This window comes from Pseudarthrobacter linnaei, from assembly GCF_055412825.1.
The window spans coordinates 307612-333373 of sequence record NZ_JBVAYX010000001.1 but is presented as its reverse complement, the minus strand read 5'-3'; the positions used below and the strand labels follow the sequence as shown (position 1 = coordinate 333373).

20 protein-coding genes and 2 pseudogenes are annotated in these 25762 nt (G+C 65.9%); 9 read left to right on the top strand and 13 right to left on the bottom strand.

Annotated elements, in window-relative coordinates; all coding sequences use genetic code 11:
* Positions 1-40: 40 nt before the first annotated feature.
* The 3 genes and pseudogenes from ACZYZ3_RS01560 to ACZYZ3_RS01550 all read left to right on the top strand — a co-directional run bounded on the left by ACZYZ3_RS01560 (position 41) and on the right by ACZYZ3_RS01550 (position 1710).
* On the top strand, positions 41-712 hold the full coding sequence (locus tag ACZYZ3_RS01560; protein WP_463962106.1) for a ferritin-like fold-containing protein: 672 nt from the start codon (positions 41-43) through the stop codon (positions 710-712).
* A 106-nt stretch (positions 713-818) separates the two neighbouring features.
* A pseudogene (locus ACZYZ3_RS01555) lies at positions 819-1009 on the top strand (thiazole synthase); the annotation flags it as partial.
* A gap of 26 nt (positions 1010-1035) precedes the next feature.
* Positions 1036-1710, top strand: coding sequence for a 4a-hydroxytetrahydrobiopterin dehydratase (locus ACZYZ3_RS01550; RefSeq protein ID WP_463962105.1), 675 nt, complete (start codon positions 1036-1038; stop codon positions 1708-1710).
* 33 nt (positions 1711-1743) lie between these two features.
* On the opposite strand, the gene ACZYZ3_RS01545 is transcribed toward ACZYZ3_RS01550, so the two are convergent.
* The 3 genes from ACZYZ3_RS01545 to ACZYZ3_RS01535 form a co-directional block, all read right to left on the bottom strand.
* On the bottom strand, positions 1744-2046 hold the full coding sequence (locus ACZYZ3_RS01545) for a hypothetical protein (RefSeq protein WP_463962104.1): 303 nt from the start codon (positions 2044-2046) through the stop codon (positions 1744-1746).
* A gap of 69 nt (positions 2047-2115) precedes the next feature.
* A complete protein-coding gene (locus ACZYZ3_RS01540; RefSeq protein ID WP_463962103.1) occupies positions 2116-2340 on the bottom strand; it encodes a DUF3107 domain-containing protein in 225 nt (74 codons plus the stop codon).
* Between the two features lie 52 nt (positions 2341-2392).
* Positions 2393-3058 carry a TetR/AcrR family transcriptional regulator gene (locus tag ACZYZ3_RS01535; RefSeq protein WP_463962102.1) on the bottom strand — a complete coding sequence of 222 codons (666 nt, stop codon included), beginning with the start codon at positions 3056-3058 and terminating at the stop codon, positions 2393-2395.
* 84 nt (positions 3059-3142) lie between these two features.
* Here ACZYZ3_RS01535 and moeB point away from each other — a divergent pair, with 84 nt between their 5' ends.
* Positions 3143-4363, top strand: coding sequence for a molybdopterin-synthase adenylyltransferase MoeB (moeB, locus tag ACZYZ3_RS01530; RefSeq protein ID WP_463962101.1), 1221 nt, complete (start codon positions 3143-3145; stop codon positions 4361-4363).
* A 222-nt stretch (positions 4364-4585) separates the two neighbouring features.
* On the opposite strand, the gene ACZYZ3_RS01525 is transcribed toward moeB, so the two are convergent.
* The gene (locus ACZYZ3_RS01525; protein WP_463962100.1) at positions 4586-5407 is read right to left on the bottom strand and encodes an MBL fold metallo-hydrolase; all 822 of its coding nucleotides are present in this window, start codon (positions 5405-5407) and stop codon (positions 4586-4588) included.
* Between the two features lie 320 nt (positions 5408-5727).
* On the opposite strand from ACZYZ3_RS01525, the pseudogene ACZYZ3_RS01520 reads away from it, so the two are divergent.
* Positions 5728-7113 (top strand): annotated as a pseudogene (locus ACZYZ3_RS01520) (DUF222 domain-containing protein); the annotation flags it as partial.
* Positions 7114-7511: 398 nt separating this feature from the next.
* On the opposite strand, the gene ACZYZ3_RS01515 reads toward ACZYZ3_RS01520, so the two are convergent.
* Entirely contained in the window at positions 7512-7898 is a 387-nt protein-coding gene (locus ACZYZ3_RS01515; RefSeq protein WP_463962099.1) for a ClpX C4-type zinc finger protein, read from the bottom strand.
* A gap of 78 nt (positions 7899-7976) precedes the next feature.
* Between ACZYZ3_RS01515 and ACZYZ3_RS01510 the strand changes: the two genes are divergently transcribed.
* The gene (locus tag ACZYZ3_RS01510) at positions 7977-9281 is read left to right on the top strand and encodes an MFS transporter (RefSeq protein WP_463962098.1); all 1305 of its coding nucleotides are present in this window, start codon (positions 7977-7979) and stop codon (positions 9279-9281) included.
* An 18-nt stretch (positions 9282-9299) separates the two neighbouring features.
* Here ACZYZ3_RS01510 and ACZYZ3_RS01505 read toward each other — a convergent pair whose 3' ends face one another.
* The 4 genes from ACZYZ3_RS01505 to ACZYZ3_RS01490 are packed head-to-tail and all read right to left on the bottom strand — an operon-like array spanning position 9300 to position 13216.
* A complete protein-coding gene (locus tag ACZYZ3_RS01505) occupies positions 9300-10388 on the bottom strand; it encodes a glycosyltransferase family 4 protein (protein WP_463962097.1) in 1089 nt (362 codons plus the stop codon).
* On the bottom strand, positions 10385-11314 hold the full coding sequence (locus ACZYZ3_RS01500; protein WP_463962096.1) for an alpha/beta fold hydrolase: 930 nt from the start codon (positions 11312-11314) through the stop codon (positions 10385-10387). The genes ACZYZ3_RS01505 and ACZYZ3_RS01500 overlap by 4 nt, the downstream gene beginning before the upstream one ends.
* A 10-nt stretch (positions 11315-11324) precedes the next feature.
* Complete coding sequence (locus tag ACZYZ3_RS01495) at positions 11325-12203, bottom strand: aldo/keto reductase (RefSeq protein WP_463962095.1); 879 nt, start codon at positions 12201-12203, stop codon at positions 11325-11327.
* 50 nt (positions 12204-12253) lie between these two features.
* Entirely contained in the window at positions 12254-13216 is a 963-nt protein-coding gene (locus tag ACZYZ3_RS01490; RefSeq protein ID WP_463962094.1) for a sugar-binding transcriptional regulator, read from the bottom strand.
* A 125-nt stretch (positions 13217-13341) separates the two neighbouring features.
* On the opposite strand from ACZYZ3_RS01490, the gene ACZYZ3_RS01485 reads away from it, so the two are divergent.
* The 3 genes from ACZYZ3_RS01485 to glpK all read left to right on the top strand — a co-directional run bounded on the left by ACZYZ3_RS01485 (position 13342) and on the right by glpK (position 17617).
* On the top strand, positions 13342-15144 hold the full coding sequence (locus ACZYZ3_RS01485; RefSeq protein ID WP_463962093.1) for a glycerol-3-phosphate dehydrogenase/oxidase: 1803 nt from the start codon (positions 13342-13344) through the stop codon (positions 15142-15144).
* 157 nt (positions 15145-15301) lie between these two features.
* Entirely contained in the window at positions 15302-16051 is a 750-nt protein-coding gene (locus ACZYZ3_RS01480) for an MIP/aquaporin family protein (RefSeq protein WP_463962092.1), read from the top strand.
* Positions 16052-16102: 51 nt separating this feature from the next.
* Positions 16103-17617: a glycerol kinase GlpK gene (gene glpK / locus ACZYZ3_RS01475; RefSeq protein ID WP_463962091.1), complete on the top strand. Its 1515-nt coding sequence runs from the start codon at positions 16103-16105 to the stop codon at positions 17615-17617.
* Between the two features lie 92 nt (positions 17618-17709).
* Here glpK and ACZYZ3_RS01470 read toward each other — a convergent pair whose 3' ends face one another.
* The 4 genes from ACZYZ3_RS01470 to ACZYZ3_RS01455 are packed head-to-tail and all read right to left on the bottom strand — an operon-like array spanning position 17710 to position 25428.
* Positions 17710-18624, bottom strand: coding sequence for a hypothetical protein (locus tag ACZYZ3_RS01470; RefSeq protein WP_463962090.1), 915 nt, complete (start codon positions 18622-18624; stop codon positions 17710-17712).
* A 33-nt stretch (positions 18625-18657) separates the two neighbouring features.
* Positions 18658-21801: an efflux RND transporter permease subunit gene (locus ACZYZ3_RS01465; RefSeq protein ID WP_463962089.1), complete on the bottom strand. Its 3144-nt coding sequence runs from the start codon at positions 21799-21801 to the stop codon at positions 18658-18660.
* 1 nt (position 21802) lies between these two features.
* Positions 21803-22255: a hypothetical protein gene (locus tag ACZYZ3_RS01460; RefSeq protein WP_463962088.1), complete on the bottom strand. Its 453-nt coding sequence runs from the start codon at positions 22253-22255 to the stop codon at positions 21803-21805.
* Entirely contained in the window at positions 22252-25428 is a 3177-nt protein-coding gene (locus tag ACZYZ3_RS01455; protein WP_463962087.1) for an efflux RND transporter permease subunit, read from the bottom strand. Before ACZYZ3_RS01455 ends, ACZYZ3_RS01460 begins: the two co-directional genes overlap by 4 nt.
* Positions 25429-25762: the final 334 nt, after the last annotated feature.

Sequence of the window (25762 nt, the reverse complement as noted above, 5' to 3'; positions counted from 1 at the left end):
GAAATCAGATTAGCTCCATTTGCGCCATTAGTCTTGGATCATGAGCACATCCCCGGCTGATCCTGCCCGTTACAACACGTTCCTGATGGATCTGCTCGGCGTCATGGCCTACGGCGAGCTGTCCGCCTTCGAACGGCTCTCCTCCGATGCGCGGTATTCACCCACCCTCCACGACCGTGCGGTGCTGGGCCGGCTCGCCGTGACCGAGTTCCAGCATTACGAACTGGTGAGCACCAAACTCGACGCCATGGGACTGGATGCGGAGGCCGCCATGCTGCCGTTCCAGCCGTCCGTGGACCACTTCCACGAACGCACCCGCCCGGCAGACTGGTACGAATCGCTGATGAAGGCGTACGTGATTGACACCGTCTCCGCCGATTTCTACCGCGCCATTTCCCGCTACGTTGACGCCGGAACCCGGGCCCTGGTGGAGCAGATCCAAGCCGACGGGGGAGCCACCGAGGTGCTGCGGGAGCGGCTCAAGGCAGCCCTCGCCGACGACCCGCGGCTGGCCTCCCGGCTGGCACTGTGGGCCAGGCGCCTGCTTGGGGAAGCACTGATTCAGGCCCAGCGGGTGAGTTTTGAGCACTCGTTCGTTGGGGGCCTGACCGGCGCGGACGAGGACCGGTCCAAGGGCCTTGTGCGCGAGCTGATGGCCGAACTGGCGGCGAACCACTCCCACCGGATGATCCAGCTCGGGCTGGCCGGCTGACCGGACGGCCCGGCCGGATCAGACGGCCCGCACTGCCCAGACGGGTCCCGGGTTTCCCGCGCTGGCTGTTTCCCGGGGCCGCAGTTCCCGGGGCCTCAGTTCCCGGCGCCGCCTGGCCATGGAGCCTGGCTGCGCCGCTGTGCTGCTGGCGTCGGCAGTGGCCCGGGCCCAGAATTCGGTGCTGATGGGGGGAGGCCTTCAAGCACGCCCTGCTGGCCGGTAGGCTGGCCAAAATGGCCGGGCAGGATCCCGCGCCGGGAGCACGCGCTGGCGTCCTCGGCGATGGACGGCCGGGCCACCTCCACGCAGCGAAGGAGCCCGCCATGGCAGCCACCGACGACATCCTCGACGAGGGCAAGATCGACGCGGCCCTGGCGGAGCTGCCGGACTGGAGGTACCGGCTCGGCGGCCTCGTCACCGTCTACAAGGCATCGACGGCGGCGGCGGCGCTGGAACTTATCGCCGCCGTCGGACGCCTGGCTGAGGAACAGAACCACCACCCGGACCTGGACTGGCGCTACAACCGGGTCTTCCTGCGGTACAGCTCCCACGACGCCGGCGACCAAGTCACGCGGCGGGACATCGCGGCCGCCACGGCCGCCGGTGCGGCGGCAGCCGCTGTCGGCGCCACCGCGGAACCCGGCCTGCACCGGACCGTGGAGGTGGCCATCGACTCCGAGGACCCGGCCGCCATCGCGGAGGTCTGGCGGGTGGCCCTCGGCTACCGCCGCGGCGGCGGGAATGACCTGGTGGACCCGTACGGGCGCGGCCCGACGCTCTGGTTCCAGGAGACCTCCACCCCCAGCCCCAACCGGCTGCACCTGGACATCCACCGCAGCAGGGCTGAGTCGGGTCCCGTGCTGGAGAGAACGGCGGCCGCCGGGGCCTTAATGAACCGTGACCACGCACCCAACTGGGTGGTGGTCACGGATGCGCAGGGAAACCAGTTGTGCCTTTGCACTGAATCAGGTCACGGAACCGGGACGCCGGAGGCCTGAGCCCCGGCAGCTGGCCCGCTGCACGGCACGCGGCTAGTAGCGCAGGATGGCGGTGAGCCGTGCGGTGTCGCGGCTGGTGCGGGTCCTGCCCAGGTACAGCACGGCCGCCACGGCGGCGGCGGCGCCCAGGCCCATGGGCAGCACCCATGGAATCCAGGTCAGGCCCGGCTGGTAGCCAAGCCCGGCGGCCATGAAGGCGATCCAGCTCAGCATCCCTACCGTCAGCGACAACCCGGCCGGCACGGCGATCCCGTACTTGGCGTGGCGCTTGTCATTGGCCCACACCACAAAGCCCGCGGCCACGGTCACCAGGGCAACCACAATCAGGGAAAGCATGTTGGGACTCCTTGAGGATCGGGGTGCCCGCCGGCAGCGGTGCTGCCGGCGCACAGGGGCGGCTGGTGCTTAGAGCGCGCCGAAACCGACGCGGCGTACTTCCTCGGCGCCGATTTCAACATAGCCCAGGGCGTTCGCGGGAATGATGATCAGGCGGCCTTTTTCATCCTTCAGGCGCAGCTCCGTACCCTTTGTGATGGCCTCGCCGACCACCTTGGCCACGGCGTCAGCCTCCTGGGACGATTCCAGCACAATTTCGCGGCCGATGTTCTGTATGCCGATCTTTACTTCCACAGCAAGGCCTCCCAGCCAATCAAAGTTCTCAGGTGTTATCTCTATTTGTAGTCTAGGTTTCCTTGGGGAAGCGGGAGATTCCGCGCCAAGCTAAACGGTAGACCAGATCGCTGGCCACATCGAGGTCAAGGTTGCCGTCGGTTTCCAGCCAGTACCTGGCGCTGACCTGCGCCATCCCAGCGAGCCCGCGGCCCAGCAGCTGGGACTCCAGTTCGGGCAGCTTGGTGTCCTCGGCGATGACCCGGGCGACGGCGTCGGCGAAGGTTTTGTTGAACGCTTCCAGCCGGGCGCTGACATCGGCGTCGTTGACGAGGTCCGATTCGAAGACGAGGCGGTGGGCCTGGTCGTCGCTGGCGATGAAGCGGAAATAGGCCCGCATGACCGCCTGGACGCGTTCATCATTGTCTGTGGTGGAGTTGAGGGCCCCGAGCAGCAGCTCAATCAGTTTGCTCAGCTGGTTGTCCAGCAGGGCCAGGTAGAGCTCGCGTTTGGAGGGGAAGTGCTGGTACAGCACGGGCTTGCTGACATGGGCTGTCTCGGCGATTTCGTCCATCGCTGCCCCGTGGTAGCCGTTGGCAACGAACACTTCCTGGGCCGCGGCGAGCAACTGTGCCCGGCGCACATCGCGGGGCAGCCGCGCCGATCGCGGTCCGCTGCGTGCCGGGACGTCCGGTGACTTTCCGCCATGACCCCGCTCAACCGGTGCCTGATGAACCACTGTCGGCCTTCTTTCGCTTGCTGTTACGTCCACTTTACGTGCCAGTAATATGACCTGGCGGCATCTTCGGGCATAGATTGAAGTATGGCTTCCAAGTTCACCCCCAGCCCAGGCCCCGCAACCCCGGAAACGGCGCCAGTGGCGCCCGGACCGCTGGTGGAGCCGGCCGACGGCCTGAGCCCGGACGAGGTGGAACGGTACTCCCGGCACCTGATCATCCCGGAGATCGGGTCCATCGGGCAGCGCCGCCTGAAAAATGCCAAGGTCCTCGTGATCGGCGCCGGCGGCTTGGGCTCTCCCGCGCTGCTGTACCTGGCTGCCGCGGGCGTGGGCACCCTGGGAATCGTCGACGACGACACGGTGGACCTGAGCAACCTCCAACGCCAGGTGATCCATGGCGTGGCGGATGTGGGCCGGCCCAAGATCGAGTCGGCGCGCGACGCCATTGCCGCCTTGAACCCGCTCGTGGCGGTCCGGCTGCACAATGTTCGGCTGGACGCCTCCAACGCCCTGGAGCTGTTTGCCGGCTACGACCTCATCCTGGACGGGGCCGACAACTTCGCGACCCGCTACCTCGTGAACGACGCCGCGGCGATCCTCGGCAAGCCCTACGTCTGGGGTTCGATCTTCCGCTTTGACGGGCAGGTCAGCGTCTTCTGGGAACAGTTTGGCCCCACCTACCGAGACCTGTACCCGGAGGCGCCTCCCGCGGGCTCCGTGCCATCCTGCGGGGAAGGCGGCGTGTTCGGGATGCTCTGCGCCGCCGTCGGCTCGTTCATGGTGACGGAGGCCGTCAAGCTGATCACCGGCGTCGGGCGTTCGCTGCTGGGCCGGGTGGCGCTCTTCGACGCTCTCGGCGGGACCTGGCGTGAAATCAAGGTTTCCCGGGATCCCGAGGCAGAGCGGATCACGGAACTGACCGACTACGAGGCGTTCTGCGGGATCACCCCGGCCGCGGAGGCGGGCACCGAACACACCGTGACGGCAACGCAGCTGGCCACGATGCTGGCCTCCCGCACGGCCGGACTCAAGGACTTCCAGCTGGTCGATGTCCGGGAAACAGGGGAGTACGAGATCGTCCGGATCGATGGGGCCATGCTGATCCCGCAGGGCCGGATCCTGGCCGGGGAGGCCTGGCACGAACTGCCGCAGGATATGGACATCGTGTTCCACTGCAAGGGCGGGACCCGTTCCGCAGCTGTTCTCGCTGCTGCCCGGGCTGCCGGCTATGAGCGCGTCAGCCACCTCGACGGCGGAATCCTGGCCTGGGTGCGGGACGTCGAGCCGGACAAACCGGTCTACTGACCGGGTCGGCCTGGAGTGACTCGAATCGTAGCCAGTGAGACGAATGACGACCCGGACATCCGTGTTTTGCGACAAACGCTGTTCAGGGGCTGGGGCCGCCGGTGACTCTGCGGGTCGTGAATAAACCGATTCCATCAGAATCTTGCGGGACATAGTTTCGGGAATCGCGTGGGAAACCGGGCACGCTCGGGTCAGGAGACCCGCAGACCGGTGCCCGACGGCTTATCCGGGTGTCTCGTTCTGCGCTCTCCGGGCGAGCCGCTGTAGTTGCCATTTATGCACGTCGGGCAGCCAATCTAACGTGGCCGATGGACCGACCCGCGGGTCGTCGGGAACACCGCCGTCCCGCAGGCCCCGCACGTAGGCGCGATCCTGCTTGATTCGTGCTCGTAGCTGCTCAGCTCCGCCGACTGAGCCGTGCCCGGGGATGACGGCAACAACGTCCTCGGCCACGGTCTCGAACAGCAGCAGCGCGGCGAGGTAGTCCTCGATCGGATTCGCGGCCTCTAGATCGAGGAACGGCATCAGGATGTCGGAAAGCATGTCGCCGGCGATGAGGACGCCGCGCTCCTCGATGAGCAGGGCGGCATGGCCTGGGGCATGGACCTGATGCTCGATGATGCGGACTTTGGGGCCATCCCAAGGAATCTGCGCAGCTTCGGCGGGCAGACCGGTAATGAGACCGAGCAGATCCATCGGGATATCCTCGGCGAATTCCGGCGGTAGCCCGACGGCGACTCGGGCCTTCCAGTCCGTGTGCGAGAGCAGACCGTGGATGGAGGCCGCGCAGCGGGCTGTACCGTAACGGGGCACGTCGCCGAAAGTCGCTTGCCAGAGCACGTGGTCCCAATCAGAATGCGTCGAAAAGCCTGCCACGACGGGCTGGCCCGACTCGCTAAGGTCGTTCGCGAGTGCGGCCATTTCGTCGGCCGTTATGCCGGGGTCGATGAGCAATACACCGGCCCGGCCCTGCACGACAACGGAGTTACTCTGGATGAACTCGCTCTCGTGAATGAGGACGCCCTCAGCGACTTGCTTTAGCATGAAGCGCCCTCCGCTTGTGGTTTGCAACCGCTTGTCGCGACGGTATTGCCCGGCGGTAGTAGAGCGCAAGAACTATGGGCAAAAGCGGACGAGCCGCTCCGATCGTTGTCGCGTAACCTAACCGCCTCAAAGCTATGCAACACCTATGCGAGGCAGGACAACTCAAAGTCCCGTTGACCGACACCGCGCAATGACAGTATGCCGTCACGAAGCGCTGAACTCCACAGCTCAGAGACGTGGTCGGTGCCGTCTCCGCCTGCCAACGCAGTCCATCGTTTAATGTCGGTGGCTCGTGATGTGATGGGTTTATGGATCTCGGAATGGTCTGGAGTGCGGAGGGCAGGGAGGTGCTGGCGGCTGTCGCGGCGTCGGTTGCTGCGCTTGCGGCCCTCACCAGCGCCCCGGCGGGCAATGCTGATCAGTCCGGGGCGGGCCATGCTGGTCCGGCGCGCGTTGATTCGTCCGGGGACGACGGTCCGCTTCTGGAGGCCGGTCCGTCCCTGGAGGCCGGGTCTGGTCCGCTGTGGGCTGATCCGTTGCGGGATCTGGCGGATGCGTGCCTGGACGGGCTTGGGGAGTTGGCGCGGCTGGAGGCCCGGAGCGCGGCGTTGAAGGTGCGGCTGACCGCGGACTACGCGGAGGCCACGAGGGCGCTGGCGTCCCCGGCCGCGTCCGTGCGGGACCGCACCGTCCGGGAGATGGCGTTGGTCGCGGAGCTCGCGTGTGTCCTGACCGTCAGTGAACACACCGCCGGGATTCCTGCTGGGTGAGTGCCAGGTGCTGACGGCGTCGCTGCCGCTGACCCTGAACGCGCTGCAGGCCGGGTCGATCTCCTGGGCCCACGCCCGGATCATGGTGGAGGAAACCACCGACCTGGACCCGGCCGGGGCGGCCGCGCTGGAGGCGCATTTCCTGGACCCCAAGGTCCCCAACCCGGCCCGCGGCTGCCCCGCCGGGGAACTCGTCCCGGGACGGTTCCGCACGAAATCACGCACCTGGCGCGAACGCCACCACCCGGTCAGCATCGAACAACGCCACACCAGGAGCGCCAAGGACCGGCGGGTTGAATTCGCTCCGGACCGGGACGGGATGGCCTGGCTCCCGCCTACCTCCCGGCCGGCACCGCTGCGGGGATCTGGGAGCGGACCACCGCCGCCGCCCGCGCCCTCCAGGGCCCGGCCGAGCCCCGNAAGGACCGGCGGGTTGAATTCGCCCCGGACCGGGACGGGATGGCCTGGCTCTCCGCCTACCTCCCGGCCGGCACCGCCGCGGGGATCTGGGAGCGGACCACCGCCGCCGCCCGCGCCCTCCAGGGCCCGGCCGAGCCCCGGACCCTGACCCAGCTCCGCGCCGACGTCGCCGCCACCTGGCTGCTGGGCACCGGCACCGACGCCGATGGCAACGGCGGGTGCCCGGGTGTGCCGGTCCCGCGGGCGCAGGTCCTGATCACCGTCCCGGTCCTCTCGCTGCTGGGTGCCGGTGAGGAACCGGCGATGCTGGACGGGTACGGGCCGATCCCGCCGTCCATGGCCCGGGCGCTGGTCGCCGACGGCGCGGAGTCCTTCCACCGGGTCCTGACCGACCCGCGGGACGGTGCCCCGCTGGAAATCGGCCGGACCAGCTACCGGATCCCGAAGGCGATGCGCCAATGGCTCCGGCTGCGCGACGGCCGGTGCCCCTTCCCGGGCTGTAACAACCCGTCCCTGCCCGCCCGCGGACGACGGACCGGGCCAGGATTTGCCCCCGGACCCAGGACCTTATCCGGGCTGGGCTCCTACCAAGTATCCCTCCCCGGGCCGGGCCGGGGATCCCGACCGGGACCTGCCCCCGGAACCAGACAGGGATCCCTACCTGGAACTGCCCGCGGACCCCTTCCCGCACTGGTACCTCGATACGGCCGGGCACGGATTCCCTGCCGCAGACCCGGAGGCTTCGCCCTGGCCACCGCCCCCGAGGGCTCGTTCCCGGAGTACTTTTTAGTCCAATGTGACTGAGCGGCCAGAAGCCTGCTGCTGTCTCATGACAGTCGTCCTGGCTGAATCCCACCGGACCACAGTGCCAGTTGAACGTGCAGAGGCGTCCGCGGACGACGCGGGCAGCAGGCTCAGGGTGTGTCGGCTGAGGCAGCAGCAGCCGGGGACCGGAAGCGTTCCCACGCCGACTGGCGGGTCATGCCTAATGCAGCGCCAATGCGCGCCCAGCTGATACTTCTTTGCCGGGCGGTCCCCACCCAGGCGCGCAGCCGCTCTTCGACTTGCGCGGCGACTGCGGAAATTTCCGGCAGGTGGGCGAGCAGTTCTTCATCAGTTATTCTCGCCCAGGGGGCCTCTGCCCGTGAGCTGTCGGTGCCGCTCAAGAGTTTTATGGATGACGTGGCGCAGTCCTCGCAGATGGCAACACCCGGACCTGCCACCAGTCGACGCGTACTGCTGGCTGACCCTGCACAGAAGCTGCACATCATTGGGCTTTCAGGTGGCAGTTCGTCTTCCACGGCGTTCTCCTTCAGTACGTTGGCTGACGATGTTCAGTCTAGTTGACATGTCAGGAGGATCCTGACAGATTGTCAGGCGTGACCTTACAGCCAGTTGCAGCACCCAGGAGCCGGCCGGCCGACAAGACTCCACTGATGCGGCTGGTGGCGTTTAGGAAGCTGTGGATGTCCAGCGCGTTCGAGGGTGTGGGCGACGAAGCAAGTCGCGTCGTGATCCCGATCATTGCGGTCTCGATGCTTGGTGCTGGCGCCCTGGAGGTGGGAGTCATCAACGCCCTGGGCCTGAGTGCCTTCCTAATCCTGGGCGTCCCGATCGGTGTCTGGGTGGACAGGCTTCGCCGACGATGGCTGATGATCGCCGCGGACGTGTTCCGGGCGCTGGTCGTCCTGAGCGTTCCGGCGGCCTTCGTGACAGGGGCGATGACGATCGGGCACCTGCTGGTTTGCGTGGCGCTGATCAGCGTCGCGGATGTCGTGTTTACCACCGCCCATGGGGCCTTCGTCGCTTCCGTGGTGGACCGGGAGCAGGTCAGCGACGCCCACGCCCGGCTGCAATCGGCCGCCAGCATGGTCGCCGTCGGCTCCCCGTCCCTGACGGCGGCGCTGCTCAGTGTCATCGCTGCACCGTTCGCCCTGGTGACGGCAGGGATCTCCTACGTCCTATCCGCACTGACCCTCGCAAGCCTCCAGGTCGGTGAGGACGTCAAACCTCTCCGGCAGCACGAGGGGTTCTGGCCGGCGGCACGGGCCGGGTTGTCCTTTACCATCCACCAACCGGTTCTCAGGGGTCTCTTCCTGTCCGGCATGGTCCTGAACGCGGCCACCATGTTCGGCAGCGCCGCCACGGCGGTCTACGCCCTCGGCGTCCTGGGGCTCAGCCCCGCTGTCTTCGCGCTGCTTGGCAGCTTCGCCGCTCTGGGCGGCTTGGCGGCCTCCTTCGCTGCGCCGGCCGTTCTGAAGCAGCTGGGCATCGGGAGGACCAGGATTTTGGCCGGCGTCGCCTGCGTCCCTATTGTCGCGCTGACGCCCCTCGCGGCTGTCCTGCCGTGGTTCCCGGCGATCTGGCTCGGCGCGTCCACATTCGGGTGGGCATTCCTCGTCGTGGTCATCTCGGTGGCAGGAGCCGGCATCGTGCCGCGCATCGCTCCGGCCCACAGGCTAGGAACCGTAATGGCGAGCAGCCGCCTCTTTGTCCTTGGAGTCATGCCGCTCGCCAGCCTCACCGGGGGCGCGCTGGCCGCATGGATAGGTGCCCTACCCGTGCTCTGGTTCTGGGCCCTGCTCGCCGGCGCCTCTGTTGTCCCGATTGTCCTTTCGCCAATGCGGACCTGGCGGGAATTTCCGGCGGACTCAGACGGCGCCGCCAGTCGCTTTCGAGGCTGACACCAGCCGGGGTAACAATTACAGGCCCGAGCGGTGTGCGCGTAGCGCCATAGCCTCTTCGGCGACTTCCAGCAGCCTGCGGGCGGACTCGTCCCAGCTGAAGTCCGCGGCGCGTTCCACCGAGCGGCGGGATCGGGCCTTCCACAGGTCCGGTTCCTCAAGCGCCCGGACCGCAGCGGCGAACTCCGCCGGGGAATCAGGGTGGACGTAGCTAACGGCGTCGCCGCCCACTTCGCGGAAGATCGGAATGTCGCTGGCGATCACGGGCGTGCCGTGCGACATGGCTTCAACGAGGGGCAGTCCGTAGCCCTCCGCCCGGGACAGGCTGATCAGGGCCGTGGTGCGTCCCAGCATGGCCTCGTACTCGGCGTCGGTGACGCCGTTGTGGAAGACGATGGCGGCGCCCGCCGGCGCCAGGGCTTCGAGTTCGGCCCGGCGATCGGGGGTGATCCGGCTGAGTAGGTGCAGGGTCATGTCCGGGAGCTCCGCCATGCCCCGGATCATGGTCTCCACGTTCTTGTACGGCATGAAGGAACCCATGTACAGCAGCGTCTTGTCCGCTCCCGCCCCGGGGTCCCGCGGCGTATGGCCGTGCTGCGGGGCGTTGCCGACAATCCTGACGGGGCGCCGGGTGAGCCGGTACTTCGAGATCAGCGCGGCGGTCGTGGAACTGATGGTGGCAACGACGTCGGCCCGGTTCAGCAGGAGTCGCTGCGGCCAAAACGCCCTGTGGTACAGCCGCCAGAGGACCCGGACCGGGGCCGGCAGGAAACCGGGAGGTGCCGGGTGTTCGTAGTAGATCAGGTCATGCAGGGTCAGCACCAGGGCGTACTTCCGGCCCCAGCTGCCCATGGTCTGCATCGGACACACCACCACGTCGGCGCCGAGCTTATTGACCCTGCCCGCGACGAACAGCTCGGCCGGGGACAGGGGGCTGTTGATCAGGGTGTACGGCACATCGGGAAGCAGGGCCAGCTGGCGGGCGTCGCTGACCAGCATGGAAACATCGGCGATTTTTGCTGTCGCCTCGATCAGGCTGGAACCGTAGCGGCTGATGCCGTCATGGTGGTCCAGCCGGGTGAAGCGGGCATCGATGAGGATTTTCACGCGGAATGGTCCTTCAGGAAGCGGCGGATGAAGCCCGCGGCGGGTTCCGGGGTTTCGTAGTGGATCAGGTGGCCGACGCCCGGGATCACGTCGAGGTGCGCGTCCGGCAGCAGGGCCAGCAGGGTGCGCTGGTCCGTCAGTGCGGCGATCTCGTCCTTTTCCCCGGCGATCAGCAGCACGGGAAGCGTCAGGCGGCCGGCCACTTCCGCCACGTTGCTGCCGACCGAGGCCTTGAACGCCTCCAGCAGGCTCTCCCGGTCCGCAAACGCGGAGAAATAGGCGCTGTGCTGGGCATGCACAAAACGGCGGAGCTGCTTGTCCCGGGTCTTCGCCATCGTCTCGCTCATGACCCGGACGATCAGCTGGCTGCGCAACAGTCCCTGCCCCAGGCGGCGGGGAAGGCGCGCGGCGGCCTCGTAGTACAGGACGGCGAGCTTGGTCATGAGCCCCTTGGGCCCCTCCAGGGCGGGGGCGGCGATCGGGTTGACCAGGATCAGCTCGGAGACCGTGCCGGGGTGCGCCGCCACGAAGTGGCCCGCGACAATGGAGCCAAAGGAGTGGCCCAGCAGGACCGTGTCGGGCCCCAGACCCAGGGCGCCCATAAAGTCGGAGACGAACCGGCCGTAGCGCTCGACGCTGTGTTCGGCACCGACAAAGGCGGCAGAGCTGCCGAAACCGGGGAGGTCCGGCATGATCAGCCGCATCTCGGGGAGCTGGTCGGCCACCCGGAGCAGGCCATGGTGGTCGCCCCGGAAGCCGTGGATGACCAGGATGGTCCGGGTTTCCGGCGTCACCCGGACCGGCTCGTAGCTCCAGTACGCGACCCTGGTGCCGGCCAGGACCACCTCGGAGCCATGGGTGCGGGCCTCGAGCCCGGCGCTGAACAGGGGAGTGGTGGGGGAAGGCTCGGTGGCCACGTGTTCCATTCGATGGGTCCTAGTTGACTGAGTCCGGGTGGGAGCCGGTGCGGAAGCCACGTTCCAGACCGGCCAGTGCGTCCATGGCGGCGTTGTCGAGGCTGAAGCCGAAGACATTCAGGTTTTCCTTGATCCGGGCGTAGGAGCTCGCCTTTGGGATGGTGACATTGCCCAGCTGGACATGCCAGCGGAGGATGATCTGCGCCGGGGTCCTGCCGAGCGCGGCGGCGAGGTCCAGCACCACCGGATCCTGCAGGACCCGACCGCGGCCCAGCGGGCTCCACGCCTCGGTGGTGATGCCGAGCTCCCCGTGCAGGGTGCGCAGCTGCTCCTGCTGGAGCCAGGGATGCAGTTCGATCTGGTTGACGGCCGGGACGACTTCCGCGGTCTGCAGCAGGCGGTCCAGGTGGGCCGGCTGGAAATTCGAGACCCCGATGGCCCGCGCCTTGCCTTCCCGGTACAGCGTCTCCATGGCGCGGTAGCTCTCGGGATACAGCCCGCGCTGCGGACATGGCCAGTGGATCAGGTACAGATCCACGTATTCCAGTCCGAGGTTGGACATGGACGTGTCGAAGGCGCGCAGGGTGGCGTCGTAGCCATGGTCGTCGTTCCAGAGCTTGGTGGTGACGAACAGGTCCTCGCGCGAGAGCGAGGGGAAGGACTCACCGGAACCGCCGCGGGCGTCGTCGGGGCTCACAAAACCTGACAGCGAGCCAATGCCGCGGCCAACGCCAGTCTCGTTGCCGTACATGGCGGCGGTGTCGAAGTGCCGGTAGCCGGTCTCCAGTGCCATGGTCACAAGTCCGGCGGCGTCCGCGGGGGGCACCTTGTAGAGTCCGAACCCCACCTGGTCGATCAGTACTCCGTTGTTGAGGCTGAGGCGCGGCGAGGGTTTCATAGCATCGACTTTACCGACTCCGCCGGCGGGACTGCCCACGGCGGGCCGGTTCAGGACAAGCCGTCGAAGCTGACCAGCCGCCGTGCGCTGGCCTCGTCGAGGATCAGGTCGGTGGCCAGCCCCGCGGCAAGGGCGCCGCGCAGGCCGTTGATCTTGGAGGCGCCGGACACGACACAGATCCGACGGCGTACCTGGCGCAACTGCGCCAGGTCCGGGCCGGTGGAGCGTTCGTTGAGGGTGATGCCGTCCGAGGAGCCGTCGGCCCGGAAGAAGACGGTGGCCACATCGCCCACGACATCGGAGGAGGCCAGCACCGACAGGTCGTCTTCGTCGAGGTAGCCGCCCGCGTAGACGTGGCTGGGGTAGTCGGCGTCGACCGAGCCGACGCCGAAAATGGCGATGCTCATGCGGGCCTGCAGTTCAAGGATCCGTTGCACACTGCGCTCATTCCACATGGCCCTTTTCGTCGCGGCGTGGTCGAAGAACGCCGGGACCGGGAATTGTTCCACCCGCGCCCCGTAGGCGCTGCCAAAGCGCCGCATGATGTCGGAGGCGTACGTGATGCCCGTGGTTTGCATGTTGCCCGCCCCGTTGAGCTGGACGATCACTGTGTCGTGGGTGATCTTCCGGGTCAGGTGCCGGCTGACGGCGCTCAGGGTGGAGCCCCATGCGACGCCGATGATGGCGTTGGAGTCGACCAGCGGGCCGATGGTGCGCGCGGCCTGCATCGCCACGCGGTCCAGTGTTTCCGCCTCATTCAGCGTGTCCACCACCGGAACGACGTGCACATCGACCCTGTATTCGGCGCGGATCATGCTTGCCAGTTCGGGGCCCGTGTCCAGCGGACTGCGGATCTGGATCTGGACCAGCCCCGATTCCCGGGCTGAGGAAAGCAGCCGGGACACGGTGGACCGCGACGTGCGGAGCTCGCGGGCGATCGCGTCCATGGTCAGGTCCTGCAGGTAATACAACTGGGCCGCGCGTAGGGCGTCGGAGCTGCGTGAGGGCGTCATCCCATTTCCGTTCTGCACGTTTGTGCATAGTGCTTGACTCCATTTTCCATTAGTCCAAAGAATAGTGTTGAACGGCGGCGCGCCACCTGGCGCGCCGCACAGGACTAAACCCAGAGGAGCAGTTCTTGGGACAGAAGGATTCAGCCCGCAACCAGGCGTCGGCCGGCGAGCGAGCATCGGTGCAAAAGCTGCGGACGCGGCCCCACGCCCAGGTGCTGATCATCGGCGGCGGCATCAACGGAGTGGGCACGTTCCGGGACCTGGCCCTGCAGGGTGTGGATGTCGCCCTCGTGGAGCGCGGTGATTACTGCCAGGGGGCCAGCGGAGCCTCCTCGCACATGATCCATGGCGGCATCCGCTACCTCGAGAACGGCGAGTTCCGCCTGGTCCAGGAATCGGTGGTGGAACGGAACCGGCTGCTGCGCATCGCCCCGCACTACGTCAAGCCGTTGCAGACCACCATCCCCATCTTCAGCACCTTCTCCGGCATCCTCTCCGCTCCGCTGCGTTTCCTGACCCACAAGCAGCAGGGCGCCCCCAAGGAACGCGGGGCCTTCCTGATCAAGCTCGGCCTGAGCATGTACGACTTCTTCTCCCGTGACGGCGGCACCGTCCCCCGCCACGAGTTCCGCGGGCGCAAGCGCGCACTGGCGGAACTCCCGCGCCTGCACCCGGGGATCAAGTATGCCGCCACTTATTTTGATGCCTCCGTCCACAACCCTGAGCGACTGACTCTGGACGTGCTCCAGGACGGTGAGAAGGCCGGCGCCGCGGGCGCCAGTGACGCCCGCGCCAGCAACTATCTCTCCCTCGTCTCCGTCCGGGACGGCGCAGGAACCGGGCGAACCGGAAGCACCGTGAAACTCCGCGACGAGCTCACCGGTGAACTGTTCGACTTCTCCGCGGACGTCATCGTCAACACCACCGGCGCCTGGGTCGACCAGACCAACCAGGCGATGGGTGCGGCATCAAAGTTCATGGGCGGCACCAAGGGATCGCACATTGTGCTGGACCACCCGGAGCTGCTGGCCGCCTGCAATGGCCGCGAGATCTTCTTCGAACACACCGACGGCCGGATCGTGCTGATCTACCCGATGGGGGACCGGGTCCTGGTGGGAACCACAGACGTCGACGCCGACATGGCTGAGGACGCCGTGTGCACCGAGGCGGAGATCGACTACTTCTTTGACCTGATCGGCCACGTCTTCCCGGACATTTCCGTGGACCGGGAGCAGATCGTTTACACCTTCTCCGGTGTCCGCCCGCTGCCCAGGCACGACGCCACCCAGCCCGGCTTCGTCAGTCGTGACTACAGGATCGAACGTCGCGCCGGTGCCACAGCAGGGCTGGGCGACGGCGGCGCCGTCGTGCTCAGCCTCGTCGGCGGAAAGTGGACCACTTTCCGGGCCCTCGCCGAACACCTGAGCAACGACGTGCTCGCCGAGCTCGGGATGGAGCGGAAGGTCTCGACGGCGAAACTCGCCATCGGCGGCGGCGCCGGCTTCCCGGACAGCGAGGACGGTGTGCAGCGCTGGATCAAGGCGCACATGGCCGCCGGACGCGACGCGGACCGCACGGCCGGACTGCTGACCCGCTACGGCACCCGCGCCGCGGAAGTCATCGGCTTCCTCGATGCCGCCCCGGGAGCAGCCCCCGACCGGATCCTGCACTCCACCCGGGAACTCAGCGTCCGCGAACTGGAGTTCATGGCCCGGAACGAGCAGGTCGGGCACCTGATCGACGTGCTGATCCGCCGCACCTCCCTCGCTTTCCGGGGGCTGGTGACCGGCGAGCTGCTGAACGAGGTTGCCGACATCCTCTCCGGGCCGTTGGGTTGGGACATGGCGACGAGGTCCTCCGAAATCATCCACGCTCAGGAGGTGCTCAAGCGGTTCCACGGCGTCCAGGTCCACAGCCTGGTCTCCTGAAAGACCTCGGCGCCCGGACGGGGGACGTCCGGGCGCAAGGACTGCGTGGTCCACTGGGGGACCGGCGCAGTGGCCGGCCGGCAGCGCCAACACGTTGCCGGCCCAACAGCCCTTCAAACTCGCGAGGGGCTGACAACAGAAAATAGAGGAGTCAAAGATGTCTCTTGGAATAGTTTTCCTGTCCGAAGTATTCGGTACCGCAATGCTGACCCTGCTGGGTTGCGGCGTTGTGGCAAACGTTGCACTCAAAGGCACCAAGGGCAACAACGGCGGGTTCCTGATGGTCACCTGGGGATGGGGCATCGCCGTCTTCTCCGGCGTTTACGTTGCCGCCATGTCCGGGGCCCATCTGAATCCCGCGGTGACCTTCGGCCTGCTGCTCAAGGGCAACAAGGAGTATGCACCGGGCGTCCCGGTCGACTTCGCCTCCACCTTCACGTACTTTGGCGGTGAACTGCTCGGTGCCTTCCTCGGCGCCGTGGTGATGTGGCTGGCTTACAAGCAGCACTTCGACGCCGAGCCGGAGCCCGCCAGCCAGCTGGCAGTGTTCTCAACCGGTCCGGCCATCCGTTCGGCCCCGTGGAACCTGATCACGGAGATCATCGGCACCTTTGTGCTCGTCTTCGTCATCCTGACCTTCGGCGGGACACCCTCGGGGCTTGGCCCGCTCGCTGTGGCACTGCTCGTTGTCGGCATCGGCGTCTCCCTCGGTGGCCCCACCGGCTACGCCATCAACCCCGCTCGTGACCTCGGCCCCCGCATCGCCCACGCCCTGCTGCCCATGAAAGGCAAGGGATCCTCCGACTGGAGCTACTCCTGGGTTCCGATCGTCGGGCCGATGATCGGCGGTGGCCTCGCCGGTCTGGTCGCCGCAGTAGTGCCGATCATCGCCACCGCAGCCGCCTAACCCACCCACTACGCACTCATTCAACTGCCAGCCCAAGACAAGGACGTCAACATGAACCAGTACGTAATCGCCATCGACCAGGGCACCACCAGCACCCGCGCCATCGTGTTCGACCACAGCGGCCACATCGTCTCCTCGGGGCAGATGGAGCACGAGCAGATCTTCCCGCAGGCAGGCTGGGTGGAGCACGACCCCGCCGAGATCTGGAACAACACCCGCGAGGTCATCGCCTCCGCGTTGTCCAAGGCCAACCTGACCCGCCACGACATCGCCGCCGTCGGCATCACCAACCAGCGTGAAACCGCGGTCGTCTGGGACAAGACCACCGGCAAGGCCGTCTACAACGCGATCGTCTGGCAGGACACCCGCACCCAGCCCATCGTGGACGAGTTGGCCAAGGACGGCGGACCGGAGCGGTTCAAGCAGAAGGTCGGCCTGCCGCTGGCGACCTACTTCTCCGGCACCAAGATCAAGTGGATCCTGGACAACGTCGAGGGTGCCCGCGCCAAGGCTGAGGCCGGGGACCTGGTGTTCGGCAACACGGACTGCTGGGTGCTCTGGAACCTCACCGGCGGGGTCGACGGCGGCGTTCACGTCACGGATGTCACGAACGCCTCCAGGACCTTGTTCATGGACCTGGAGACGCTCTCGTGGGACCAGGAGATCCTGGATGTATTCGGCGTCCCGGCCTCCATGATGCCGGCCATCAAGTCCTCCTCCGAGGTCTACGGTACGGTGCACACCTCCCAGCTGCTGCGCGAGGTCCCGGTCGCCGGCATCCTGGGCGACCAGCAGGCCGCGACGTTCGGCCAGGCCGCCTTCGACGCCGGTGAAGCCAAGAACACCTATGGCACCGGCTGCTTCCTCATCTTCAACACCGGTGAGGAAATCGTCCACTCCAAGAACGGCCTGCTGACGACGGTCGGCTACAAGCTCGGCGACGCCGCACCGCACTACGCCCTGGAAGGTTCCATCGCTGTCACCGGTTCGCTGGTGCAATGGCTGCGTGACAACCTCGGCATGATCAGCAGCGCCGCGGAAGTGGAGACGCTGGCGGCCTCGGTGGAGGACAACGGCGGCGTGTACATCGTGCCTGCGTTCTCCGGCCTGTTCGCCCCGTACTGGCGGTCCGACGCCCGCGGCGCGATTGTCGGGCTGACCCGCTTCGTGAACAAGAACCACATTGCGCGGGCGGCGCTGGAGGCCACCGCTTTCCAGACCCGCGAGGTGCTCGACGCCGTCAACGCGGACTCGGGTGTGCCGCTGACGGAGCTGAAGGTCGACGGCGGCATGGTCGCCAACGATGCGCTCATGCAATTCCAGGCGGACATCCTCGGCGTTCCGGTGATCCGGCCCAAGGTTGTCGAGACCACGTCGCTGGGTGCCGCCTACGCCGCCGGTCTGGCCGTCGGCTTCTGGAAGGACCTCGGCGAGTGCTCGGCCAACTGGTCCGAGGACAAGCGCTGGGAGCCGCAGATGGAACAGGCGGAGCGCGAGCGCCAGATGCGCCTCTGGAAGAAGGCCGTCACGAAGTCCATGGACTGGGTTGACGAGGACGTTAAGTAGCCGTTTCCGGGCCTCTGAGGGCACAAAAGAGCCCCGGCCAGCCATGCTGGCCGGGGCTCTTTCCGTGCGCCGCCGGGGACGGAGGCGACAGGTCAGTCCGGGTGCCGGGGAGCTACCTCGACGGCGGGAGGCGTCTTGGCGTACACATCCTTGCTGACCTTATAGGCGCGCTTATCCAGTTCCAGCGCCTGATCGTTGACCTTGCTGAGCTGCGCATCGCTGAGCTTGCGGATCTTGACGAGATCCATGGTCTCCTGCTGGTCACCGCCCACGGCGGTGACCCGTACGAGCCCGGTGCCGGCGGAGTAGAACTTCCGCTGGTGACCGGCGGTGGGCGGATCCAGCGGGTTGTACTCGTCGATCACCAGCACATCATCGTAGCGCCCGGTGGGAACGGAGACGTGCTGGTTTTTCTTGACCACCTGGCCGCAGTCGAGGAAATCGACTTTGGGGGCATACGCCTGCACATACGCGGGCGTGCCGGTCCGCGGATGGGCCTGCATGGCGATCCCCGCCTGCGCCGTAGCGATCCCGCTGATAAAGGTGCTCGGCGCCCCCACAAATTCGCCGTTCTCGTACTCCTCCGGATACTCGCCGAAAAGCCAGACGTTGTTATCGTCCGACTGGGCGAAGAACGCCAGTTCGGATTCAGCCAGCTCGCCGTCCGAGTAGTCCCGGTCCCACATCACCAGGGTGTTCACCCCGTCAATAACCTTGGTCAGGCCGGTGACGGTGTGGACGACCTTGTGCGCACTGGTTCCGTCCGCCGAGGTGACCGTGCCGTCAGTGGTGTACTGCATTCCGGGCTTCAGCGGAAACCACTTGTTGTTGATCCGCGGCGAGGCAGGGAATTCCCAAGGATCGAAGTCGATCGCCGAGCCGGGTCCGCAGAGTTCCTTGTGACCCGAAGCGGCTGTGGCGGTAGCCGCCGTCGTGACTGTCAGCGTGGCCAGCACCAGCAGGATAGCGGAGCCGTACGCCGTGATGCGCTTTCCGGGTGTGACCATGTCACAGCCCTCCTTCAAGGGGGTGGTTGGTGGCTAGACGGCCGGCACCGGCTGGGGCTGGTTGGGCCGACTCTCACGCCTCGGACGCTTCTTGGCGAACCGCAGGTAGAGCGACGGAACGATGAACAGGTTGACCAGCGTCGACGTGACGAGGCCACCCAGAATCACCACCGCCATGGGATGCTCGATCTCATGGCCCGGGATGTTCCCCATCACCACCAGCGGCACAAGGGCCAGGGCGGTGGCAAGGGTGGTCATGAGAATCGGCGACAAGCGCTCGGCGGCGCCCCGCATCACCAGGTCACGCCCAAAGGGCATACCCTCGAATTGTTCCAGGTGCTGGCAGTGATTGATGAGCAGGATGCCGTTGCGGGCCGCGATGCCCATCAGTGTCAGGAAGCCAACCAGCGACCCCAGGGATAGGATGCCTCCGCTCATATGCGCGGCGATAATCCCGCCCACGAGGGCCACCGGCAGCGTCAGGATGGCAAGAATCGCCAACCGCCAACTGCGGAACGCCGCCTGAAGCAGCAGGAAGACCACGATGACCGCGCCGATCGAGTAGAGCAGGAGCCGCTGGGAGGCGGCCTGGCGTTCTGCGTACTCGCCGAGGACGACCGCTTCGTAGCCGACCGGGAACTCAACCGCCTTCATCTCGGACTCCAGCTTTTCGACAACCTTGGCCAGATCGCCTTCCTTGACGTTGGCACTGACGTCGATGCGCCGGGACCCCTCTGAGCGCTCAATGACGTTCGGCGTGGGCTTGACCGCGATCGTGGCGACATCAGCCAACCGGATCTTCTGCCCGCTCGGCGTATCGAGCGGAAGATTCTCGATGCTCGACACGCTGGTCCGGATTTCCGGCGGGCTCCACACCTGGACGTCGTAGGCCTTGCCGTCCCGGTAGATGTCGCCCACTTCTTCGCCGGCGACGAGAGTGGCTGCGGCACGCCGCACATCGCCCGGTTTGAGGCCGTACCGGTTGGCGGCCTCGAGGTTCACCTCGACGTTAATCTGCGGAATGTTGGCCTGCAGGGCCACCTTCGCGCCGATGGCTCCGTCAATGCCGGCCAGGATGGTCTTGAGTTTGTCGGCCTCCTTCTTCAGTGTGTCGAGATCGTCACCATACACGCGGATGACGACGGCGTAGCCCGTGCCGGTCAGGACCTCACGGATGCGCTCCTTGAGGTAGGTCTGGACGTCCCTGACGATGCCGGGGTAGCCGTCGACCACTTCCTGGACTGCCGCGAGGGTCTCGTCGTAGTCGACTGCGGGGTCGACGCTGATCCAGTTCTCACCGAAGTAGACGCCCACCACCTCGTCGGCGTTGAATGCCTGCCCGGTGTGAGCCCCGCAATTGTTGACACCCGGAATCGTCATGAGTTCCTTGCAAGCCAGCTCGCTGACGCGGACTTCCTCCGAGTTGGATGTGCCGGGCTGCGTGAGCCAGTGCATCAGGAAGTCCCGTTCCTTGAAGGACGGTAGTAGCGATTGGCCCAGCAGCGGGGCCGCGACAATGCCGATGACACCCAAAGCACCCAGGGCAAGGTACCCCGGGACAGGCCGGCGGACGATGGGGCGGAGCGCGTTGGCGTACCAACGTTTCAGCACCCTAACGAGGGGCGGGTCGCGATCCTCCAGTTTGGCGTTCCGGAGGAAGATGTACGCCATCGCCGGGGTGACCGTGAGCGCCACGATCATGGATGCCATCACCGCGAGGGTGTAGGACGTGGCCAGTGGCCGGAAGAACGCCCCGGTCAGCCCGTCAAGGAAGAAAATCGGCACCGTGGCAGCGACGATAATCAGGGTGGCGTACACAATCGGTCCGCGGACCTCGAGCGAGGCGTTGACCACCACCCTGGCCGTGCTTTCGGTGCCGCCACTTGCCCGGTGCTGCCGGAGCCGTCGAACGATGTTTTCGACGTCAATAATGGCATCGTCCACCACCACCCCGACGGCGATCACCAACCCCGCAAGCACCATCGTGTTGATTGTGCCTCCGGTCCAATACAACACCAGGGCCGCGGCCATGAGGGACAACGGAATGGCCGTCACGCTGACCAAGGCAGTCCGCCACTGGAAGAGGAAGACGCTCAGTACCAGGATGACCAAAAGGCATCCGAGCAACAGAGCCACTCCCAGGTTGCCCAGGGATTCCTCGATGAAGGTCGCTGGCCGGAAGATCGCGGTGTCCACCGCGATCCCGGTAAGGCCAGGTTCGAGTTGCTTCATCGCCTCTTCGACCCCACGCGTCACTTCGAGCGTGTTGCCCCACGGGAGCTTTTCCACGATCAGCATGAGCCCGGGACCACCGTTGATGACCGCGTCACCGATCAGCTGCTGATGGTCTTCCACGACGTTGGCGACGTCAGAGAGCCGCAGCGGGGCCTGGCCCTCACGGTCCGCTACCGCCACCTTCGCAAGCTCTTCCGGCGATGTGATGGGCTGGACGTGCCGGATGGCCATGCTCTGGCTGGGTGTATCCAGCGAGCCGCCGGTACCGATCAGGGCGCCCGGGGAATACTGGAGCAAACCCGCGTCCAGGGCGTCACCTGTGGAGGTCATTACCGTTTCCAGCGTGACATTGTGGGCCGCCAGCCTGGCAGGATCAACCTGCACCTGCAGCATCTGGAGGCGTTCGCCCCAGATAGCCACGTTTGCCACCCCCGGGACCCGGAGCAGATGAGCCCTGATGTTCCAGTACGAAACCATGGACATCTCGATCAGGGACCGGGTGTCCGAGGACAGTCCGATCTTCATGACACGGCTGGTCGAGGACAGCGGCTGCAGCATCAGCGGCGGCGCCGCCCAGGTGGGGAGGGTTGGTATGACAGTCGCCATCCGCTCTGAGACCAGTTGCCTGGCCGTCAGGAGATCCGTGCCGTTCTCGAATTCCAAGACGATCGACGAGAGCTGGGGGACCGACTTCGACCGCATATGGTCGAGGCCGTCGATTCCGTTGAAGGCCTCTTCCAGGGGAACAGAGACCAGTTCTTCGACTTCGGCGGCGGTGAGTCCCAGGCACGCTGTCTGGACCTCGACCTTCGGCGGCGCAAACTCGGGAAACACGTCCACCGAGGCACTGCTGAGTTGTGCGCCGCCCACGATCATCAGGGCAGCCGCCATCGCAATGATGATCGATCTGAACCTTAGGCTGGCTGCGACTATCCGGCGCATGTCATTTGCCTGTGTTGAATTCGGCGCCGAACAGTTCCGCGGCGCCTACCGTGACCACGAGGGTTCCTGCCGGCGGTCCGGCAGTGGCCGTGACCACGCCGGCTTCCACCTTGCGGACGGTGACCTCCTGGCGCTCGTAAACCCTGGGGGCGGGGTTGGTGTAGACCCAGGTCTTGCCGTTGGCGTCGTACATCAGGGCTCCGTAGTTGATCAGGAGCTCTGTTCCCGGACCCGCTGTAACAGGCTCGGTTTTAAGCTCGAGCCGGTCCACGCCCCGTTGGGTGAGGGTCAGCTTCGCGATGCCGGTCGAGGCGTTCTTCTCCACTTTGGCGGGGGCCTCGCCCACAGCTGCCGGGGCAGCGGCGGGTGCGGCGCATGCCGGGAGGAAGAACACGAGGGCTGCACAGACAGCGGCCGCCAGGGGCAGGCGCCGTTGGGGCTTTTGGCTGGTCATTTTGCTTCCACCTTTTCCTGCGTAACGGGCTGAACGGGGATTTCCGAGTCGTAGACCTCTGACCACTCTTCCGGGGCGGTGCGGGGACCGAACCAGAGGGTCAGGAGAGGGACCACCAACAGCGCCACAAGCGTCGTGGTGATCAGGCCGCCCGCAATGATCAGCAGCATCGGAACGATCAAGGCCTGCCCGACGGAGCCGCCCAACAACGCGGGCGGAATCAGCACGAGCACGGTGATCAGCGCTGACTTCAGGACCGGCGAGACCCGGTCCCGGGCCGCCGCAAGGGCGACCTCCGCCCGGGACGTGTGCGGTGCGGAGCGCCACAGATCGTCCGCCCGGGCTGACAACAGAACTGCGTTGCGGGCAGCGATACCCAGCACCGCAGCAAAGGCGGTCAATGAGAGCCAGGAGACCGACGCCGCACCGATCCACGCGGCCACGGCCGCGCCGGCAAGCGCCGCCGGCAATGCCAGGAAGAGGGCCAGGGCCAGCTTCCAGCTCCGCACTGCGGTCTGAAGCAGCAGCAGTATGCCCACCAGGGCGGCCGCTCCAAGCCAGAGCACCACCGCGTCGGCTGCGCGCAGTTCGCTGTACTTCGCGGGAATCTCCGCGTGGTATTCAAGCGGGAACTGAATTTGCTTTATTGCCGCTTCAATATCGCGCTGGACGTCGGCCAACGACCGTCCGCTGACGTCGGCTACGACGTCGATCCGCCGGGAGGTGGCATCGTGCTCGATGACAACTTCATTGGGAACCATCCGGACCGCGGCGATCTCACCCAGCTGGACATGGCCTCCGTCGGGGGTGTCCAGGAGCAGTTCACGGATGCTGGTCAGGTCGTCCCTGACGTTAAGCGCCCCGCGTACGACCACTTCAAACACCTTCTGTTGTTCGAAAAGGTTGCCGACGATGACGCCCTGCATCAGCGTGGCAGCGGCGCGCCTGGCGTCGCCTGGCTTGATGCCGACCCGCTGTGCAGCCTCAAGGTTGACTTCCACCTCCACGATCGGAGTCATGGTCGTGGCTTTGACGGTCGGGTTCTGCACGCCGTTGATGTTCGCAAGTGCCTTCCGAACCTCTTCGGCCTTTTCGCGCAGGATCGGCATGTCCGTTCCGTAGACCCGGACCGCAAAGCCCGGCTCCATGCTGTTGCGCATATCGCCGACCTCCTGCTGCGAGTAGTTCGAGACGTTATGAGCGATACCCGGGTAGCCCTGGACCACGTCCCGGACTGCCCGCTCGGTCTCAGTGAAGTCGGCATCGGCGGCTATGGACACCCAGAGTTCGGCTGCATTGTTCCCGACAATCTGGTCCGAGGAGATGGCGCGGCCGATGTGGCCGCCCACGCCGGTTACACCAGGCAGGGCCCGCAGCTCATCTGAGGCTTTGGATGCGACCCTGCGGACCTCATCTGTAGACGTGCCCGCCGCGTTGTCCCACTGCACCAGCAGGGTCCTGTCCGGCAGAGTGGGAACGAGCGGCCGGTTGGCGATAAGTTGGGATCCAGCGGCGAGGCCGAGCACCCCGATGACGGCCACAGCGACCAGACTGAGGGTACGGCGGGACCGGGCGCCTTCCAGGACCCGGCCGTAGTAGGCGCGGGCACGTCCGGCGGCAGGAGACTCCGGACGGGCTGCAGTGTCCCGGCGCAGGAGCATCTGGGCCAGTACCGGCGTCACGGAAAGGCCAACGAGCAGTCCGGCTGCGAGGGCAAGCGCCAAGGACCAGAAGAGCGGCTGGAAGAACGAGCCGCCGACACCGGTCACAAACAGCGTCGGAATGAGAGCGACCAGCATGATGAGTGAGGCGTGGAAGAGCGGAGTGCGGATGCCACGGACCACGTTGGTGATGCGGGACCTTAGGGTTGCATCGGTTTCCGTGGCCACGGTGGTCAGGGGCCGGCGGCGCTGTGCCTGGACGTCCTCCACTATGTCGCCCACGATCACGGAAACGCCGAGCAGAATGCCGAGAAGAATCGTGATGTTTAGCGTCGCATTTTGCGCGTAGAGCACCACGGCCGCCGTCAAGACCGTCGTTGTGAGGGCCACTAGAGCGATCACGGCGACCCGCCAGGAGCGGAAGAGCAGCCAGAACAGCGCCACAGCGATCAGGAGGCTGAGCAGCAGCGCGATACCGAGACCGTCCACTGTGTTCTGAACGGCAGTGGCGGGACGGAACACGCTGGTGTCGACCGTGATGCCGGTGAGCCCCGGTTCCATGTCCTTCAGGGCTGCCTCGACAGCGCGCGTTACATCCACCGTGCTGGTGCCCGGGAATTTTTCAACAACCAGCATGAGGCCAGCATCCTGCCCGACGACGGCGTCGCCGATCAGGGGCTGATGGTCTTCCTTGACCTGGGCGATGTCACCCAGGAGCATCGGCTGGGGTGCGTCCTCCACACTCACCTTTGCCAGATCCGCAGGAGTGCGGATCGGAAGGACGTGCTGGATACCCAAACGCTGGCTGGGAGACTCCACGAAACCGCCGGTGCCCGGGGTCGAGGCCTCAAGGAAGCTCAACGGCGAGACCCAGACGGCATTGCCGGTGGTCTTGATGATTTGCTCCAGGGTAATTCCCCGGTCGCGCAACTGGGTGGGAGTGACCTCAACCTGCAGCTGTTGTTCACGCTGGCCCCAGATGGACACGTTCGCCACGCCCGGAATGCCGACCAGCCGCGGCTTGATCTTCCACCGCGCCAGGACGGACATCTCGATGCCCGAGAGCTGCTTCGAGTTCAACCGGACCATCAGCACACGGCTGGTGGAGGACATCGGTTGCATGATGAGCGGCGGAGACGACACGTTTGGCAGAGCGTGCGCCTGGGTCATCCGTTCCGCCACAAGCTGACGGGCACGAAGGAGGTCCGTGCCCGGCTCGAAAACGAGTTCAATCGAGGACAGCCCCGGAACGGATTTCGATCGGATTTCGTCCAGCCAGGCCACTCCATTGAGGAGGTCGGCTTCCATCGGAGCGGTAATGAGCTGTTCAACTTCGACAGCGGAAAGGCCCAGGGCCTCTGTCTGGATTTCGACCTGAGCGGGGGCAAATTCGGGCATTGTGTCCGCAGCAATGTGTGGAACGTTAACAACGCCGAAGGTGATGAGTCCGGCCGCAAGAGCGAGCACCAGGATCCGGAACTGCAGACTAAACCGGGTGATCCAGCCAAACATGGCTATTCCGATTCCAGGTTGCTGCCCGTGACGCCGGAGCGTTCGGTCAGTTTGCAGAGTCGTGGCATGACAGAACACGACAAACAAAACATGTCAGTCTCCTCAGTCCGAGACCTGTTTGAATCCCCCCAGGGATCTTGAGTGCATAGTGGCCCTCCTGACACGGTTTTGGCAAGGAAGCAAAATTCGCCCAGGAACGAGGAATCTGAAAGTTCAATTTCATGAGACTGCAATCCGTAAAAAGGCAAGCTCCGGATACTCGGGATTACGGAAAAGCTACTCGGGCAGACTCGAAAAAATACGTGCTTTGATGTCTCATGTACTTTGTTCGTTG